15 protein-coding genes are annotated in these 17752 nt (G+C 56.0%); 3 read left to right on the top strand and 12 right to left on the bottom strand.

Features of this window, described 5'->3' with window-relative positions; all coding sequences use genetic code 11:
• Nucleotides 1–148: 148 nt before the first annotated feature.
• From citX to B9Y55_RS06895, 6 genes are all read right to left on the bottom strand, one after another.
• A complete protein-coding gene (citX, locus tag B9Y55_RS06920; RefSeq protein WP_085544634.1) occupies nucleotides 149–643 on the bottom strand; it encodes a citrate lyase holo-[acyl-carrier protein] synthase in 495 nt (164 codons plus the stop codon).
• Entirely contained in the window at nucleotides 640–2046 is a 1407-nt protein-coding gene (gene citF, locus B9Y55_RS06915; RefSeq protein WP_200806645.1) for a citrate lyase subunit alpha, read from the bottom strand. The genes citX and citF overlap by 4 nt, the downstream gene beginning before the upstream one ends.
• Nucleotide 2047: 1 nt before the next feature.
• The gene (locus B9Y55_RS06910) at nucleotides 2048–2896 is read right to left on the bottom strand and encodes an HpcH/HpaI aldolase/citrate lyase family protein (protein ID WP_085544633.1); all 849 of its coding nucleotides are present in this window, start codon (nucleotides 2894–2896) and stop codon (nucleotides 2048–2050) included.
• The gene (gene citD / locus B9Y55_RS06905; RefSeq protein WP_085544632.1) at nucleotides 2893–3162 is read right to left on the bottom strand and encodes a citrate lyase acyl carrier protein; all 270 of its coding nucleotides are present in this window, start codon (nucleotides 3160–3162) and stop codon (nucleotides 2893–2895) included. Before citD ends, B9Y55_RS06910 begins: the two co-directional genes overlap by 4 nt.
• Nucleotides 3163–3223: 61 nt before the next feature.
• The gene (locus tag B9Y55_RS06900) at nucleotides 3224–4501 is read right to left on the bottom strand and encodes a 2-hydroxycarboxylate transporter family protein (RefSeq protein ID WP_085544631.1); all 1278 of its coding nucleotides are present in this window, start codon (nucleotides 4499–4501) and stop codon (nucleotides 3224–3226) included.
• 22 nt (nucleotides 4502–4523) lie between these two features.
• The gene (locus B9Y55_RS06895) at nucleotides 4524–5708 is read right to left on the bottom strand and encodes an NAD(P)-dependent malic enzyme (protein WP_327078435.1); all 1185 of its coding nucleotides are present in this window, start codon (nucleotides 5706–5708) and stop codon (nucleotides 4524–4526) included.
• Between the two features lie 204 nt (nucleotides 5709–5912).
• On the opposite strand from B9Y55_RS06895, the gene B9Y55_RS06890 reads away from it, so the two are divergent.
• The 3 genes from B9Y55_RS06890 (at nucleotide 5913) to B9Y55_RS06880 (ending at nucleotide 10245) form a co-directional block, all read left to right on the top strand.
• Complete coding sequence (locus tag B9Y55_RS06890) at nucleotides 5913–7520, top strand: ATP-binding protein (protein WP_159448270.1); 1608 nt, start codon at nucleotides 5913–5915, stop codon at nucleotides 7518–7520.
• Nucleotides 7517–8185, top strand: a complete 669-nt coding sequence (locus tag B9Y55_RS06885; protein WP_085544629.1) for a response regulator — start codon at nucleotides 7517–7519, stop codon at nucleotides 8183–8185. Before B9Y55_RS06890 ends, B9Y55_RS06885 begins: the two co-directional genes overlap by 4 nt.
• 77 nt (nucleotides 8186–8262) lie before the next feature.
• The gene (locus B9Y55_RS06880; RefSeq protein WP_159448269.1) at nucleotides 8263–10245 is read left to right on the top strand and encodes an FAD-dependent oxidoreductase; all 1983 of its coding nucleotides are present in this window, start codon (nucleotides 8263–8265) and stop codon (nucleotides 10243–10245) included.
• On the opposite strand, the gene B9Y55_RS06875 is transcribed toward B9Y55_RS06880, so the two are convergent.
• From B9Y55_RS06875 to B9Y55_RS06850, 6 genes are all read right to left on the bottom strand, one after another.
• Nucleotides 10215–11438 carry an NAD(P)-dependent oxidoreductase gene (locus B9Y55_RS06875; RefSeq protein WP_268753287.1) on the bottom strand — a complete coding sequence of 408 codons (1224 nt, stop codon included), beginning with the start codon at nucleotides 11436–11438 and terminating at the stop codon, nucleotides 10215–10217. The genes B9Y55_RS06880 and B9Y55_RS06875 overlap by 31 nt on opposite strands.
• 161 nt (nucleotides 11439–11599) lie before the next feature.
• Complete coding sequence (locus B9Y55_RS06870; protein WP_085544626.1) at nucleotides 11600–12691, bottom strand: ABC transporter ATP-binding protein; 1092 nt, start codon at nucleotides 12689–12691, stop codon at nucleotides 11600–11602.
• 12 nt (nucleotides 12692–12703) lie between these two features.
• The gene (locus B9Y55_RS06865; RefSeq protein WP_085544625.1) at nucleotides 12704–14896 is read right to left on the bottom strand and encodes an ABC transporter permease; all 2193 of its coding nucleotides are present in this window, start codon (nucleotides 14894–14896) and stop codon (nucleotides 12704–12706) included.
• A gap of 81 nt (nucleotides 14897–14977) precedes the next feature.
• On the bottom strand, nucleotides 14978–15976 hold the full coding sequence (locus B9Y55_RS06860; RefSeq protein ID WP_085544624.1) for an ABC transporter substrate-binding protein: 999 nt from the start codon (nucleotides 15974–15976) through the stop codon (nucleotides 14978–14980).
• A 54-nt stretch (nucleotides 15977–16030) separates the two neighbouring features.
• Entirely contained in the window at nucleotides 16031–16786 is a 756-nt protein-coding gene (locus tag B9Y55_RS06855; RefSeq protein ID WP_200806644.1) for an ABC transporter permease, read from the bottom strand.
• Nucleotides 16783–17718 carry an ABC transporter ATP-binding protein gene (locus tag B9Y55_RS06850; RefSeq protein ID WP_085544623.1) on the bottom strand — a complete coding sequence of 312 codons (936 nt, stop codon included), beginning with the start codon at nucleotides 17716–17718 and terminating at the stop codon, nucleotides 16783–16785. The genes B9Y55_RS06855 and B9Y55_RS06850 overlap by 4 nt, the downstream gene beginning before the upstream one ends.
• Between the last annotated feature and the right edge of the window lie 34 nt (nucleotides 17719–17752).

Here is a 17752-nt window from a genome sequence, read left to right as displayed (position 1 = left end):
TTTCGTACGAACCGCCTCGGAGGGCACGTCCTGTGCCCCCTCGGCTTGGGGCGACGTCCTGTCGCCCCATTCGCACTACACGACGGCAGGTCGAGCATACGGGCTCAAATGGGCTACGTCGGAACGATCTCTCCGAGGAGCAGCGTTTTTAGAGGTTCCCTAAAATACGGTCTACCTCCTCTATAAGCTCCTCCAGTCGATGGACCCTTGCGGCACCGCACTCCTTTGCCGATCTGTCACAGAGCAGACACTTTCTGGGAGGATATCCTATATCGACACGGCCTAAAGGCTCTCCATCCTCACATAGGACGTCAAGGTCGGCCAGCCTCCCTAGAGGATGGTCTTCCTCTATACCTACGGACAAGGCCTTTAGGCCCCTAGGAGCCATATCGACCACCCAATGTCTGGACGGTCCGTCCTCGCCGTAAACCTGGGAGGTCTGTAAAATTCTATCTCCCAACGAAGCCTCCACAGCCCGAAGCAGGGCGATAAAACCGTCTAGCACCCCAGGACGGTTCTTATCGGGACCGGGTATGACCATAGAGAGGGACAAAAGTGGCTTACGATACTCTTTGACTAGCTCCTGCCTAAGTTCCCATCGCTCCTCTCTGGCCCTCAGAATAGACTGTAGAGAGCTATTCATTCGATAGCCCTGATACGGTCTATTATCCTACCGTCCCTGTACTCCACCTCCGCCACGACCCGCCCCTGTGGCCTGACCTCCTCGGGAATCCCGGTCATGGACAGGGCTATATCCCTCAGGTGTCCGATGGAGAATACAGGCAATCCGGCCCTCTCAAGGGCCTCCTTAAGCTCGGGTCTGGAGGGATTTACCGCCATTCCCCTCTCGGTGACCAGCAGGTCCACGGTGCTCCCCGGCGTGCTGACCGCTATGACCCTGTCCACCACCATAGGAAGCCTGGCCCTCACCAGAGGGGCGACCACCACCGTAAGCTTGGCCCCGGCGGCGGTATCGCTGTGGCCGCCGGAACCGCCGATTATCCTTCCCGACGAATCTGTATGGACGTTTACGTTGAAGTCCAGGTCGATCTCCGCCGCACCCAGTATGACCACGTCCAGATCGTCCACCAGAGGGCCTTTATTGCCTGGACTGGCGTAGAGGGACGCCGACACCTCCACGTGACCTCGATTTACTCCAAGGGAACGAACGGCGTCTAAGTCGAAACACTGGACGTCGTAAAGGTTGTCCACCAGTCCATCCTCGAGAAAACGGACCATCTGGGAGGTTATTCCCCCCATGGCGAAGCTCCCTCGAAAACCACGGTCCACCATGATTTCCCTGAGATATAGGGCCGTCGCAAGGGACGCTCCCCCTGCTCCTGTCTGGAACGACACTCCCTCACGCCAAAGCCCAGATGCGTCTATGGCCGAGGCGGCGTACCTGGCGATGGTCAGGGCGACGGGATTTCTCGGGATTTTCGTCGTTCCCGACACTATCCCCGACGGATCGCCGATGGAACCCACCGGAACGACTATATCCACAAGGCTTTGGTCTATAGAGGCCGGAACAACCCTGGAAATCAGGTTATCGGTGACAGCTATGACCGTTTTAGCGTGAGCGGCGTCGGCCATGGCGTAGCCCAGAGAGCCACAGGCGGAGGGACCGATAACCCCGGATATATTCCCCCGACAGTCGCAGGTGGGAGCGGCTATTACGGCGATATCGACGGATAGCTCCCCGGACTCGATAGCCCTAGGACGACCACCGTGGGTCCTGAAGGTGACGGTGCTGCTCACTCCACCGGAGGACACCAAGTCCGCCACAGGACCGCTCATGTAGTTTACGTCCAGATCGGTGACAGTGCCGTTTTTGACGTGGCCGACCAGTGGAGCGTGGACGGGGAAGATAGAGCTAGCGGCGACCTTTAAACCTTTAACGCCGAGGGACGACGCTCCGTCCAGGGCCATGTTCAGCACCCCGTCGCCGTTTCTAAGGTGATGATGAAAGGACAGCGTCATGCCATCTCTGAGCCCCGCCTCTGCAAGGGCCTGAGCCAGCCCTGCCACCGTTTTATCCAAACCCACGTTAATCCCCTCCTATCAGGGCAAGGATCTTTTGGGCCCTGGCTGCGACGGGAGCGTCCACCATCTTGCCTCCCACCGAGACTACCCCTTTGCCCGACCTCTCCCCAGCCTCGAGGGCGTCCACCACCAGCCTCGCCCACTCTATCTCCCTGTCGGAAGGGGTGAAGGAGCGATTCACCACCTCCACGTGACGAGGGGAGATAACCGCCTTTCCGTCGAACCCCAACGACCTGGCGAGCTCCGAATCCGCCTTAAGACCTTCCATATCGTCGACGTCGGTGAAAGGGGTATCTATACAGTCGACACCGCAGGACTTTGCGGCCATCACCAGTCGCCCTCTGGCGTAGGATATCTCAGAACCTGCCTTGGTCCTCTGGACCCCTAAAGCAGCGGTCAGATCCTCCGCACCGAGGAGCACGCCGCCGACCCTGGGGCCTCCTGCTATGGCCTTGGCGTTTTCCACCCCCTCAGGGGTCTCGATAAGCGCCATGACCGACAGGCGGCTCTTAGCACCGGCCTCCTCCGACGAGAGGGCCTGGTCCAGGGAGATCAGGTCCTGAACCGATTGGACCTTAGGCAACATAATCGTATCCGCTCCAGCTGAGACCATCTCTCTCACGTCCTCCCGCCAGAAAGGGGTGTCCAACGAGTTTATCCTGACTATCCGTTCTCCCCTCCAGGACCGAAAAAAAGCGAGACAGTTTCGGACCAGTATCCTAGCGCAGTCCTTCTGGTCCTGGGCTACCGCGTCCTCAAGATCGAATATAACACCATCGGAGCCGAACACCTGGGAGTTCACCACCATACCGGGGTTGTTTCCCGGCACAAAGAGCAGACTTCGCCGCCTCATGAGGTACTCCTGCTTCCTCTGAGGACAGCGGCCTCGACCCTGGCTCGGATGGTGCAGTCCAGAGCTCCTCTATCCCTTACCGTTACCGAACAGTCGGAGACTTCCATATCACGAAGCACCGACAGTACCGAATCCTCTATAGCCCTTCCGAACTGGGCCATGACCACGCTTTCCACCGTAACGGAAACCTCGACACCGGGCTCTACTGTGACCATAGCGTCGTTGGACTCCATGGAGCCCGCAACAGCGGTCTTAACCACGTCCATAAAAGCACCCCCACAGACAAAAGCGCCGGAGGGGTTCTCCGGCGCTTCTTATAGACCTCCCCTAACCTAAAATCGGCAGAATAAGGCTCACCATTATGAGAATCAAAGCGCCTCCGAGACGGGAGGAAATCTGGGCGAAAGGCATAAGCTCCATCCGCTTTGCGGCGGAAAGGACCGCCACATCTCCGGTCCCACCCATGTTGGACATACAGAGCCCCGCTGTCAGGGCGGACTCGACGAAATTGAAGCCCACCATCATACCGGCGAAGCCGGAACCTATGACCGCACCTAGCACGACCACCGCAACCAGAACCACGTACTGCACCGAGATGGCGTTTATGACCGCACCTAAATCGGTGTAGGCCACCCCTATACCCACCAGAAGGGCGGCGGTGAAGTTCTTTGCTACGAACTTATACCACATATTACAGCTCTTCTGGACTATTTCGGGAATCAGGTCGAATATCTTACAGAAGGCTACCGCTATTATCATAAGGGCGTAGCCGTGAATCATAGGAACAAACTTGTTCAGTAGATTGCCTAAGACGAAAAACAGACAGGAGACCGTTATCCCCGTCCCCATCATCTCCAGATTAGGGACCATCTCCGCTTCCTTCTCGACCTTAAAGTCCTTCATCAGGTGTCCGTTGCCTGTAAGGGAGGGCTTCATCTTGCCCAGCTTATCCAGCAGCCCCGCCGCCACTATGGACATAACGTTCCCGAGAGCCAGTGCAGGGATCAGGATGGAGAGTATCTCTTTCGTCTCCATCTTGGTGACGGAGCTGAATATCTGGGCCATAGGCACGGCCCCCGCCCCCATACCGCCACCCATTATAGGCATAGCTATGTGCATGATCCCCTGCTGCCAACCGTAACCCATGAGACCGGCCGCCCCCGCAGCCAATCCACAGGCGACCACAACACCGGCGATAAGAGGAAAAGCGTATCTCACCCCAGCCTTGATGAGAAGGTCGGAGCTAATACCAAGGATACTGCCGCAGATAAGGGCAGCTATGTAGAAATTAAGGAACCCTCCGCCTTTCATGAAATCGGACACTATTTTCGCCGTATCCTCAGGCATAATCCCGAAATAGACCAGTGCGGCGGTGCCGAAAATACACACCAGAGGAGCTCCACCGAGATACTCGTTGACCAGAGGGGTTTTGCTGCCGATGACGTCCATTATGGCCCCTAAGGTCATCATAACGGCGAAAGCGCCTATCATGCCCTTAGGCAACTTGCCCAGGAGCACCGCGGCGATCACCAAAGCCATAGCCACCCCGAAAAGCATCGGGGACATTCCGCCTATCGTAAAGGACCTGTTTTCCGACTGCACCATAGATACCGTCTCCCTTCCCGTTCTAGACCCGAGCCAGACCGGACTTCCGGGCGGCCTCCGCTACCGCCTGGGCTACCGCTGGCACCACCCTTTTATCGAGGGCCTCTGGAATTATGTGCTGAGGTGACAGCTCGCTATCGCTAACTAGACCGGCCAAAGCGTAGGCAGCGGCCAGCTTCATGGACTCGTCGATATCCCTTGCCCTGACGTCTAAAGCCCCTCTGAATATGCCGGGAAACCCTAGACAGTTGTTTATCTGGTTGGGGAAATCGCTTCTGCCGGTGGCCACCACCGCCGCCCCGGCTTCCAGTGCCTCGGAAGGATATATCTCCGGCGTAGGGTTAGCCATGGCGAATATTATTGCGTCTTTGGCCATCTCCGCCACCATCTGGGACGTAAAGAGCCCCGGGCCCGACAGCCCCAGGAACACGTCCGCTCCCTTTATGACGTCACCGAGCTCGCCGCTCTCGTTGTCTCGGTTGGTCTCCTGGGCCATCTCCTCTTTGATCCAGTTCATGTTGGCCTCTCTGCCCCGGTAAATCGCTCCGGCCCTGTCGCAGAGGACGACGTTTCCGGCACCTACGGACTGAAGGAGCTTGCATATGGCGATCCCTGCGGCACCGGCGCCGTTCATAACTATCTTGACGTCCTCGATGGACTTACCCACTATCTTAAGGGCGTTTATAAGCCCCGCCAGGACTATGACCGCCGTTCCGTGCTGGTCGTCGTGGAACACCGGGATATCCAGCCGCTCTTTCAGCTTTCTCTCTATCTCGAAACACCGTGGAGCGGAGATATCCTCCAGGTTTATGCCGCCGAAACCGCTGGCGATCATGGCGGTAGTCTCGACTACAACGTCGACTTCCTTGCTGCCTACGCATATAGGAAAAGCGTCGACCCCAGCAAAACGCTTGAACAGCACCGCCTTACCTTCCATAACCGGCAGACCGGCGGCAGGACCGATATCCCCGAGGCCTAAGACCGCACTGCCGTCGGTGACAACCGCCACCATGTTGCCCTTGGTGGTGTAGGTGTAAACGTCGTCGGGATTTTCGTGGATCTTTCGGCAGGGCTCGGCCACGCCAGGGGTGTAGACCACCGCCAGATCGTGCATATCCTCCACCGGAATTTTGCTGTCCACCGTCAACTTTCCCTTAGCCCTGGAGTGGGCCTCCAGTGATTCACCGTAGATATCCATGTCGCTCATAGCAAACTCTCCCTTCGCAATTCCCAGATAGGCCGGACAAAACTCTACTGTCTCAATTTACAGCGACAGAGGCATATAGACAACCTATTCGGACATAAAAAATGATTTTGAACATAAAGTTCAGGCCACGATCTGTAGCCGTCGGTATGTTATCCCAGATAAAGCTATAATGTCCATACACAGCCCCTTTGGGAGATGATGGACATGACTGTTTGGTTACAACCTGGAAAAAAGCTCTCCCTCAGGGGAAAGCTGATTTTTCTGATCCTAGGCCTGTTCGCCCTGAGCCTTTTGGTGACCGGCTTCGTGGTGAGAACCACGGTGATACATCAGTTTGAGAGGCGAATGGCGGAAAACACCATGAACATAGCCATAGCGGTAGCCACAATCCCGGACATAGTCGAAAACGTGGGGAAAACCGACGGATCGTCGAAGATTCAGCCACTGGCGGACTCCATCAGGAGGGAGACCGGCGCTGAGTTTATCGTGATAGTCGACATGAGGGGCATCCGATATTCCCACAAGGTTCCAGAGAGGATCGGCAAAAAGGTGGTAGGGGGAGACGAGGGGCCGGCTCTCCAGGGCAGAAGCTACATATCCAGGGCAGTAGGGACCCTAGGACCGTCCCTCAGGGCCTTTGTGCCTATATACAGAGAGGGCGTTCAGGTCGGGGCGGTGCTGGTGGGAACCTTGTTGGACAACGTCAGACGGGAAATCTGGAGCATAACCATTAACATACTGCTGGCTCTCCTGCTGGGGCTTATCGTAGGGGTTATAGGGGCGACGACCTTGGCTGACGAGGTGAAAAGCTCTATGAGAGGGCTGGAGCCCGAGGAGATAGACCGACTTCTGTGGGAAAAAGAGGCGATGTTGGACTCGGTCAGAGAGGGATTAGTGGCGGTGGACGGCGAGGGCAAAATAACCTTAGTCAACAACCAGGCCAGAGGGCTTCTTGAACTGCCTGGATCGGGCGTCATAGGAAAACCGGTTGAACAGGCCATACCTAACAGCCGCCTCCCGGAGGTATTGAACACCGGCGTGCCGGAATACGACAGAGAGCAACTGCTGGGAGCAATCAGGATCATGACCAACCGAGTTCCTATAACCTCCAAGGGCAAAGTGGTAGGAGCGATCGCCAGCTTTCGAGACATGTCGGAGATAACCGCCATGGCGGAGGAACTGACCAGCGTCAATCGCTATTTAGACGCACTCAGAGTGAGCAACCACGAATTTATGAACAAACTCCAGACCATCAGCGGGCTTATACAGCTAGGGGAGTCGGACAAAGCCCTCTCCTTCATATCCAGGACCGTCCAGTTCACCCACTCGACAATGTCTTTTATCACCAGCAGGATAAAAAACCCGTCTGTGGCGGGGCTTTTACTTGGCAAAATGGGACAGTGTAGGGAGCTGGGAATCGACTTTAAGATCGACCCGGACAGCTACCTAGGGCCTCAGGGTAGAATAGACTCAAACTCTCTCGTCGTCATAGTGGGAAACCTGCTTGAAAACGGCATGAACAGCCTGCTGGAGGTAGCGGTGGATAGGAGGATCCTGGAGCTCGCTATATTCGACGAATCGGGGAAGATAATAGTATCGGTAAAAGACCGAGGACCCGGGATACCGGAAGAGCTGAGAGAGAGGATATTCGAGAAAGGTTTCTCGACCAAAAAAGGCACTAACAGAGGTGTAGGGCTCCACAGCGTAAAGAGCATAGTGGAAACCTACGGAGGGGAGATATCCCTCGACTCGGTGGAGGGGGCATATACCGAGTTCCTGATAAACCTTCCGAACGGATGTGATAATCGTTGAACCCCATAAGGCTTATGATCGTCGAGGACGACCCTATGGTCATGGATATACACAGACGGTTTGTCCAATCTTTCTCCGGCTTCACCGTGGAGGCCACGGCCCAAAACGGCAAGGAGGCCCTTGAGGCACTGAAGGGAACCGATATAGACCTCGTAATAATGGACATATACATGGCTGAACTGGACGGCCTGGAGACATTAAGGCGCATAAGACAGGACAGAAGGGATCTGGACGTCATCGTGGTATCGGCGGCCCACGAGATAGATACTGTTCGGGAGGTCATGAGGCTTGGGGCCTTCGACTACGTCGTAAAGCCCTTCACCTACGAAAGGCTGAGCCAGGCGATGGAGGGCTACAGAACCTACCTCAAAAAGAAAGGCGAGCTGGATCAAAAGGACATAGACAGCATAATGAGACGGGAAGCCAGGAGGACCAGAGATGGGTGCCTGCCTAAAGGGCTAAGCGCCATACAGCTTGAGAAAGTCCTGTGCTGCCTTAACGAATCGGACCTAGGACTCTCGGCGGACGAGGTAGCCGCCACAACGGGAGTCTCGAGGGTAACAGCAAGGCGATACCTGGAACACCTGGTATCCATAGGCCAGGCCTCGGTGGATCAGGAACACCGGTCCGTAGGACGACCGATAAACCTCTACAGGATTATTTAGGCATGATCCTTTGGAAACAGGCCATACTCGGCTTTACTGTTGTAAAACTACCCTAAATACAAAGGAGAACAAACAGATTGAGACGATTTTTAGCGTTATGTTTAGCGATTATCCCTATCCTAGCTGCACATCCCGCCTCAGCGAACGGCGAGGGTAAAGCCTACGACGTGATTATAGTAGGAGCTGGATCGGGAGGGTCGGCGGCGGCGGTGCAGGCAGCCAGATCGGGAGCTTCGGTGGCCCTGGTGGAGGAGACAGGATGGGTTGGCGGTCAGATAACCGCGGCGGCGGTCTCCACCATGGACGACGTGACCCACAACCGTTCGGGAATCTACCTGGAGTTTATACAGAGGATCAGGGAAAGCTACGATGCCACAGGGACGGCGAGCAACATATGCTACTGGGCCACCGACACCATAGCGGCGGAACCGGTGGTGGCGGAGGCCATTCTCCTGGAGATGCTGTCCACCGCAAAGCCCGGTAAGGTAGACCTCTACCTTCACCAAGAGGTCATCAAGGCTGTTATGGACGGAAACAGGGTAAAGGGAGTCTCCTTCAGGGACCAAAACGGGGTAGAGACCACCTTAAAAGGGCAGGTCACCATCGACGCCACCGAGTGTGGCGATTTTATACCTCTAACCCCGGCCAGATACAGATCGGGCAACTCGGTGTCCCCTAACATAAACCTGGACGGAGAGATCCAGGACATAACCTGGGTAGCGGTTATCAGGGAGCAAAGTAACATAGGGCCTGAACTGACGGCGAAGGAACCGGAGGGATACCGGAGAGACGTAGGGAGATTCAGAAAGGTAGTCAGGCTTGACGGCTCCACCTGGCCGGGAAACTACCCCTTCGACGTCCCAAGCTTCAAAGCCTATCGAGGACTGCCGGACCGGGAAAATCCTCACCCTATCGATGGAGGGGACTCGGAGACATGGAAGTGGATAACCAGGACGGGGCTCAACTGGGGCAACGACGTGCCGGGCAACGGAGGGGACCATACGGGCCTCACCGCTAGGTACCTGGAGGACAGGGATTACCGCAGGCTCATCAACGGCGAGGCGGTAAACCGGACCCTCCGGCTGATCCACTATATCCAGACCGAGCTTGGAATGACCGACTGGACGGTAGACCTTTCCCAGGGCTACGACGGCAGAGGAGACTCGGTCAGGGAGAGAGCTATCGTCCTGGACGACGGCAACGATGGACTGCTGGCCCACTTCCCGCCGATTCCCTACGTCCGGGAGAGCCGGAGGATCGTAGGGATCGAGACCTTAACAGCGAAGAGCTCCGCCAGATCCCCTCAGCTCGGCAGAGCTCTCGTCAACAGAACCAACTCCATAGCCTTAGGAGAGTATCCTATGGATATCCACGGATCCAGGCTAAGAGGAAGCCTGGAATCGTATCTAAACGAGACGATAGAGGACTATCCCCACCAGTGGAGGTCCGACGAAGGGGTATTTCAGGTTCCCTACGGTACTTTAATACCGGAGAAAGTGGACGGACTTCTGGCGGCGGAGAAAAACCTGTCGGTCTCGAGGCTGGCCAACGGTGCCACCAGGCTACAGCCTATAACCTTGCTCACAGGACAGGCCGCCGGTGCCACGGCGGCCCTGTCGGCGAGATACGGCCTTCAGCCTAGAGACCTGCCGGTCATACTGGTGCAGGACGAAATTTTAAAGGGCAGAAGCAGGATATCCCTTTTCTCCTTCCACGACGTAGGGCTGGACCACCGCCACTGGAGGGGCGTCCAGGCGGCAACACTCTACGGCTTTCTGGAGCCTATGTCCCCAAAGATGTTCGGGGCCATCCTCCCGATGGAGGAGTTTCAGGTCATGGACATGCTGGCTAAGGCCTTCGGAAAAAACTACCGCAGCGAGGGCACCAACTTCGTCTCAAGATCGGAGCTTGTGAGGCTCATAAAGGTAAACTTCCCCGACTGGGACGAGACAAAAACCCCCTGGGACGGACCGATGGACACCATGGTCTACCGAGGAGAGGCGGTCACGGCGGTGTGGGACTCTATAGTTCAGTCCGTGACACCTTCACCGCTCAGGTAGGAATCCATAGCCTCGACGACCTTCTTTGAGAACCTTACCGCCTCGACCACGGTCTTCGCCCCGGTGACCACATCGCCGGAGGCGAAGACCCCCGGGCGGGAGGTTCTGCCACACTCGTCTGCTACCAAAAATCCCTGCCTCTCCTCTATGCCGTCCTTCTCCGATCCTATCAGGGACCTAGGCCCCTGGCTCACCGCCACTATGACCGAATCGCAGTCCAGAAAATCCTCCTCGCCATCCCTGGAAAACCTGACTCCCTTTCGGTTTATGGACACAGGGGAGGCATCCAGCATGAACTGCACCCCGTCTATCTGGGCGTATTCAACCTCTATCTTTCTTGCAGGCATATCGTCCCAGCCCTTTCGGTACATGACTATAACGTCCTTAACCCCATGCCTGAGGGCCGTCCTGGCCACGTCCATGGCGGTATTTCCAGCCCCTATGACGCAGACTTTGTTGCCAAGACGATAGACGTCGGGATTTTTAAGGTAGTCGATGGCGAAATGACAATGCCCCAGCGACTCCCCTGGGATGGATAAGGGCCTGGGACGCCACACCCCGGTTCCAACGAACACGGCTGAGAAGCCGTCCCTGAAAAGATCGTCCATGGTGATGCTTGTCCCTATGGTGGTGTTGGGACGGATCACCACCCCAAGACGCCTAAGCTGCATATCCAGCCTGTCTATGACCTCCTTGGGCAGACGGAACTGTGGTATGCCGTATCGCAACACCCCTCCTATCTGGTCCTTTCCCTCATAGATCGTTATATCGTAGCCCCTCAACGCCATGAGAAAAGCTATGGTTATCCCAGCCGGGCCCGATCCTATTATGGCTACGCTCTTGCCCTTCTTTGCGGTTGGCTCCAGGTTCATCACGTTCAGATAGAACGACGATATGTAGTGCTCTATATCGCTGATACGGATAGGGGCTCCCTTATTGCCCAAAACGCAGTGGCCCTCACACTGTTTCTCCTGGGGACAGACCAGTGAACAGACCACCGACAGAGGGTTGTTGTGGAAAAGCATCTCCCCGGCGGAAAGTATCTGACCGTCCATCAGCAGTCGAATCATCTCCGGTATCTCCGTATGAACGGGGCATCCTCTAACGCAGGCTCCACACCTTATACAGCGGCGAGCCTCATCTATCATGTGCATCTCCATAAAAGCATCTCCTTTGTATCCAATATACAACATGGTCGGACATAAAGCATCATACAGGAGAGTTGGGAATATGCCAATGGGATATTAAGAATAGAGAATGCCATCACAAACACTAATAGGGAACCTCTAAAAACTCACACTTGAGTCCCCTCGGAGAGACCGTCCCGCCTGCGCCCTGTTTCGCCCAATAGATCCTAAAGGGGCAGAGCCTTGGCACAGTCAGGGTTAAAACCGACGGAAACCGGCTCTCCCTCGGCGTAGATCCTCTTGCCTCCTGGGTTATCTATCTGGACCAACATCTCCCCTAGGTCGGTGTCGACGTAGCTCTCGAGACTGTGGCCGAGGTAGACGTTGGTTATCACCTTGCCGTCGGTGACCCCCTTCCCCGGCTCGTCCATGACCAGAGATTCGGGGCGACACATCACGTTGCACTGATCCCCTTCTTTGAGCTCAGGGGAGGCCAAAGACAGGGAGTACTCCATCCCCTTGACCAAAACCCTGTGACGCCCTTCCATAATTTCCACTACCTTGCCGGGGAAAAAGGCCACCTTCCCCACAAAGCCAGCCACGAAGGAGCTGACCGGATCGCAGTATATCTGGGAGGGAGTCCCTATCTGGACGACCTCACCTCTGTCCATGACGATAACCCTATCGGAAAGGCTCATGGCCTCCACTCTGTCGTGGGTAACGTATACCGCGGTGATGTTGAGGCTTTTTTGGATCCGCCGTATCTCCACCCTCATCTGCTCCCTGAGGAGGGCGTCCAGATTGGAAAGAGGCTCGTCCAGGAGCAGCACCCCTGGCTCCACTATCAGGGACCTAGCCAGTGCCACCCTCTGCTGCTGACCTCCCGAAAGCCTCGAAGGGGGCCTCTTTGCCAGTTCCTCCAAGCCCACCATCCTCAAAAACTCGGTCACCTTTTTTTCTATATCCTGAGACGGCACCTTTCGGAGCTTAAGGCCGTAGGCCACGTTGTCGAAGACGTTCATGTGGGGAAAAAGGCCGTAGCTCTGGAACACCATCGCCGTGTCCCTCTGGTTTGGAGGCAGATAGGTCACGTCGTCGGAGCCTATAAATATCCTGCCTCTGGTGGGAACCTCAAATCCCCCTATCATCCTGAGGGTGGTGGTCTTTCCGCAGCCGGAAGGCCCTAAAAGGGTCACCAGCTCCCCTGGCTCTATGACGAAATCCGAGTCCTTGACGGCGGTGACGTTCCTCCCGGCGGTAGGATCTTTAAACACCTTTGCCACCCCTTCAAGGGCGACCCTTTTGCTGTGATGGTTCATCTTAAACTCCCCCTATAGGCTGAGGCTTTTCTCAAGGTTTTCGTTGCGACGGACCAGGAGCCTCATCAGGCCGAAGGTCCCAAGGACTATTACTATCAAGGTGGTGGCCAGCACGCTTGCAAGGCCGAACCGAAGGTTCTCGGAAAAGTTGTATATGAGCACCGTCAGGTGATACCACCGGGCCGATATAAGGAAAATGACAGCGCTGACGGCGGTCATGGCCCTCACGAAGGTGTAGGAAAGGCTCGATATAAAGGCCGGGCGGATTAGAGGTAATACAACGGTCCTAAACACCGTAGGACTGTCGGCACCGAGATCCTGGGCCGCCTCCTCTATGGAGGGATCTATCTGCCTTAAAGAGGCCACTCCTCCCTCTACACCCACGGGGAGCTCTCTCACCACGTAGTTTATGACTATAATCGCCGCGGTCCCAACCAGTATGATAGGGGCCTTGTTGAAGGCCAGAATATAGCTGATACCTACCAACGTCCCGGGAAGGGCGAAAGGGGTCATTATGAGGGCCTCAAGAAACCTCTTGCCCGGGAATTTCCTGCGAACCAACATCAAAGCCGCTATCATGCTGGTGATACCGGCGATAGGCGTCGCCATGGCGGCCAACATTGTGGTGTCCATTAGGGCGGTCTTTCCCCTCTGGAAAGCCTCGACTATATTCTCAAGGCTGAAGCTGTAGTCTATACCCCAGTTTTTGACGAAACACCCCGCAACGATGGTCCCGTAGAGGGACAGCAAAAAGGCGACTATCAGCACCATAGCGGTCACAAGGGCTACCTTAACGGGTCTTGAGGTCAGCTCTGTTAGCCTGCCGGAAGGCTTTCCCGTCACTGTGACGAAAGACCGTCGGGTAACCCAGAAACGCTGGACCAAAAATGCGGTAAGGGTGGGCAGAAGCAACATAATCGACAGAGCCGCCCCTGTGTCCAGACGGTTCATCCCTGTGACCTCCATATAGGCCTCGACGGACAGGACCCGGAAGCTCCCCGACAGAATTAGAGGATTGGCGAAATCGGCAAGGGAGTTGGTGAACACCAGCAGCCAGGCGCTCAGTATCCCCGGCATGGCCAGAGGCAGTGTCACAGTTGAGAAAGTCGTCCACTTGTTGGCGCTCAGGTCCATAGCGGCGTCCTCCAGGGTCGAATCGATGGACTCCAGTATCCCGGCCATGGTTAAAAAGGCTATAGGGAACATCCCCATGGTCTGGACCAGAACCAGCCCAGGCAGACCGTAGACGCTCACGCCGTCGAGACCTAAAAACTGTTTCGTTACGAGACCGTTGTTCCCAAACAGCAGGATAACCGACAGGGTTAAAGAGAAAGGCGGCGATATTACCGGCAGAGTCGCCATGGCACCGAAGAACTTTTTGCCAGCTATCCTGGTTCGACCTAGGATAAAGGCGAACAGGAACCCCACCAAAGTTGAACAGGTCGCCGTCAAAACCCCAAGGGAGATACTGCCCTTCAGGGCGTCCATATACTGTCGCCCCCTCAGGACGGACCTCCAGGTCTCCAGGGAAAAGGCACCGTCTTTCATAAAGGTCAGCCTCACCGCCTCGAAGAGAGGATAGGCCACGAAAACCGCCACCATGGCGAACAGACCGAAGATAACGTATCCGGTGAAAGGATCTCGACTGAACTGGCCTACCATAATCATCACGGAGAAAAAAGCCAGAGCCAGCAGTCCAAGGCCCCTAACAAGCCTCAGATAGCCCAGGTCGCCGGAGATGGGGAAGGCGAACACCGCCATAGAGGACACGTAGCCCTCCGAATCTTTCACCGGGGCGAACACCACCTGCCTGGGACCGTCACCCCAGTTGGCCGAGGAGGCGAAGGTGAAAGGCTCGTTGTAGGAAACGCTCTCCACCGCCCTATCGAAAGGGCCAACCCCTACGGAGGAGCTATAGTAATCTAAAATCGAGCCCTCGCCGTGGACCTCCACACTCTCGTCCAGCCCAGGAAGGCCTTGGACGTAAACCAGATCGAAAGGCCGATCGCCTTTCATCAACCTATGGATCCAGCCATCTACGTCCTGGTCGGGAACGGACTCGACGGTGGTCTCCATCATCTGACTGCGACTGCCCTCCTGAAGGGACAGGAAAGAGCCAGTGATGTTGCTGACTATCCACCAGTCCATCAGGGCGAAAATCGCTATAGACAGTAACACCAGCCATACTCTCTTTTTAGTGAACATAGAGTTCCAACCTCCTAAAAAAAGACAGACGAGGCGCATAGCTCCGCCCCGCCTGTCCGATTTATACCACGGCGGAAAACACTATTTGTTTCCAGGGATCTCCTTGTTCCAACGCTCCACAAGGCGGGCTTTGTTAGCCGCGTCCCACTGGTCGTCCTGATCGACGAGGACCATAGTCGCTAGGCTGAAACCGGTCTTAGGGGCCTCGGCCTCCTCGGAGAGGGGAATAACGTACCACTGGGCTACGATATCCTGGGCGGTCTTTCCGAGCACCCAGTCGTAGAGCTTCTTGCCCTCTACGGGGTTGGGGCCGTTTTTGACCATAGACATAGAGGCTGTCTCGAATCCAGTTCCGTCGGAGGGTACCGCTATCTCTATAGGAGCTCCCTGCTCCTTTAGACGGATCATGTCGTGAAGGTAGCCTATGGCTATGGGGATCTCGCCTATGGCGCAGTTCTTTCCGGGAGCGGAACCGGACTTGGTGTACTGATCGATATTTGCGTTCAGGGCGGCCAGATACTCAAATCCCTGCTCCTCTCCGCCGAATATGCGGATCACGTTGGTGATGACGTTGTAGGCGGTGCCGGAGGTGCTGGGGTTGGCCATCCTGATGTATCCCTTGTACTCAGGCTTGATCATGTCCGCCCAGCTGGTGGGCATGGAGAGCCCCAGATCCTTGGCCCTCTCGGTGTTCATGGCGAAGGCTATAGGACCAACGTAGAGACCTATCCAGTAGTCGTCGGCGTCCCTATGCTTGGGGGACACGTTCTTGGCGACCCTTGAGCGATAAGGAGCTGTGAGACCCTTGGCCTTAGCGTCGATATGGAGCGTTCCCACCCCACCGACCCACACGGATGCCTGAGGATTTGCCTTTTCAGCCTCCATACGGGCCACAGCCTCGCCACTTGAGAGCCTCACCCATTCCACCGCTATGCCCGTGTCAGCGGTAAACCGGTCGAACAGGGCCTTAGCCAGAGGCTCCTCCAGCGTGGTGTAGGCCTTGACCGATTGAGAGGCCAAAGCCGTCCCGGCGAGAACAGCCACCGCTAAAAACGCCGCCAGTACACTTATTTTTCTCATATCCAGGTATCCTCCTAGTAAAGAAATTATATGGAACGCTTCAGATCGATAGTATCATAATATCCATCTTTTGCGTATAGATCGCAGGCTCAAGACGAAGAGAATTCCGGCAAAAGCCACCAGGGCTACAGAGTCCACCATAGGGCTGATGGTCCCCTGTCCCTTCAGGATCCAGCGAAGCAGGTCCGCACCGTAGGTCAGAGGCAGGAGATAGGACAGAGGCCTTAAAAACACCGGCAGAACCTCGATGGGAAAGAACAGCCCACAGAGAAACAGCATGGGGAAGCGGAAGAAGTTCGACAAAGTCTGGGCCTCGAAAACCTCCTTCACCGACACCGCGATAAACAGCCCCAAAAAAGTGCAGACCGCCGACATCAACAGGCCGACAAACCCGATATACAGGGCAGAGACCTGGGACAGATCGTAGATAAAAGTTCCCATCAGAAACGGAATCATGCCGTTTAGGACCCCAAAGACGATGGCCCCGGAGGTCTTCGCCGCCATGAGGGCCTCTAAAGACAGAGGGGCAAGAAGGAGCCGGTCGAAAGATCGCCCTTTCCTCTCGAAGGTCACCGTCACCGCCAGTACCGAGGTGGTGCCAAAAAGTATGGAGAGGGATATTATCCCCGGCATAAGCCCCTGAACGTCCTCGATGGACCCACCGGACCGAATGAGAAACATCCCCGTCCAGACCAGAGGGAACACTATCCCCCAGCTGATGTTAGGGGGCTTGAGATAGTAGGCTTTTATATCCTTTAGAAGGATATTCCAAAAAGGTATCCACCAAGAGGGCAGCGTAAAGTCTCTCACAGCGGTTTCCCCCCTTCGGTTATCGCCATAAACACGTCCTCCAGCGTGAGGGGAACCTTTTTAGCCTCCGCCACCGACCATCCCTCTCGCTCCAGAGCACAGACCACCGATCCGACAGGGATAGGCGACGACGACCAGGCAGACAGGCCCTCTCCCTGATCTTTGAAGGAAATATCGGGGAAAAGCCGTGACATGGACTCAACAGGCCCCTCACCGTCGTAGGGGAACAGGGAAAAAAACACCTGCTCACTGTCCTCGGACAGAAGCTCCTCCATAGTGCCGAAGCGGACCACCTTGCCCGAGTTTATGAAGGCTACCCTGTCGCAGAGCCTCTGGGCGTCCTCCATGTAGTGGGTCGTTATGAAAACCGTGGTTCCACGGTCGTTGAGCTCCTTGAGCATAGACCGAACAGTCCTGGCGCTCATAACGTCTATGCCGGTGGTGGGTTCGTCTAAAAACAGTATAGGCGGCTCGTGGATAACCCCCGCAGCGATGGACAGCCTCCTGGCCATCCCCTTTGAATAGCCGCCGAAACGACGCTTTCCTGCTTCTGAAAGGCCAACCTTCTCCAACAGCTCCTTGGCCTTTTTTTCCCTGTCACTCTTCCTCATGCCGTAGAGGGCACCGCAGAAACACAGGTTCTCAAAACCCGTAAGCTCGGGGTACAGGGAGCTCTCGTCGGGAACTATACCCATGAGGTGCTGGACCAACGTCCTGTCGGAGGTGCAGTCCGTCGACCCTATGGTTATGGTCCCAGTATCGGGCCTTGCCAGGCCTGTCAGCATGTTGATCGTTGTGGTCTTCCCCGCCCCGTTGGGGCCTAAAAAGCCGAAGATCTCCCCTTTAAACACCTGAAAAGACAGGTCCTTCACAGCCTGCACCGCCCCGAAGGACTTCCCCAGGCCGGAGACATCTATTATCGCCTCTCCCATATAAAAACCTCCTCTCGATAGCTCTGTTAGCCTC

The organism is Dethiosulfovibrio salsuginis (assembly GCF_900177735.1).
In the GTDB taxonomy this organism is placed as follows: domain Bacteria; phylum Synergistota; class Synergistia; order Synergistales; family Dethiosulfovibrionaceae; genus Dethiosulfovibrio; species Dethiosulfovibrio salsuginis.
Note: the sequence above shows the minus strand (reverse complement) of the source record. Positions and strands in the feature narration are given on the sequence as shown.

Coding starts and splice junctions, on each gene's coding strand:
- citX (WP_085544634.1), bottom strand. CDS start 643: ATGAATAGCTCTCTACAGTCTATTCTGAGGGCCAGAGAGGAGCGATGG.
- B9Y55_RS06910 (WP_085544633.1), bottom strand. CDS start 2,896: ATGAGGCGGCGAAGTCTGCTCTTTGTGCCGGGAAACAACCCCGGTATG.
- citD (WP_085544632.1), bottom strand. CDS start 3,162: ATGGACGTGGTTAAGACCGCTGTTGCGGGCTCCATGGAGTCCAACGAC.
- B9Y55_RS06900 (WP_085544631.1), bottom strand. CDS start 4,501: ATGGTGCAGTCGGAAAACAGGTCCTTTACGATAGGCGGAATGTCCCCG.
- B9Y55_RS06895 (WP_327078435.1), bottom strand. CDS start 5,708: ATGAGCGACATGGATATCTACGGTGAATCACTGGAGGCCCACTCCAGG.
- B9Y55_RS06890 (WP_159448270.1), top strand. CDS start 5,913: ATGACTGTTTGGTTACAACCTGGAAAAAAGCTCTCCCTCAGGGGAAAG.
- B9Y55_RS06875 (WP_268753287.1), bottom strand. CDS start 11,438: ATGTTGTATATTGGATACAAAGGAGATGCTTTTATGGAGATGCACATG.
- B9Y55_RS06870 (WP_085544626.1), bottom strand. CDS start 12,691: ATGAACCATCACAGCAAAAGGGTCGCCCTTGAAGGGGTGGCAAAGGTG.
- B9Y55_RS06865 (WP_085544625.1), bottom strand. CDS start 14,896: ATGTTCACTAAAAAGAGAGTATGGCTGGTGTTACTGTCTATAGCGATT.
- B9Y55_RS06860 (WP_085544624.1), bottom strand. CDS start 15,976: ATGAGAAAAATAAGTGTACTGGCGGCGTTTTTAGCGGTGGCTGTTCTC.
- B9Y55_RS06850 (WP_085544623.1), bottom strand. CDS start 17,718: ATGGGAGAGGCGATAATAGATGTCTCCGGCCTGGGGAAGTCCTTCGGG.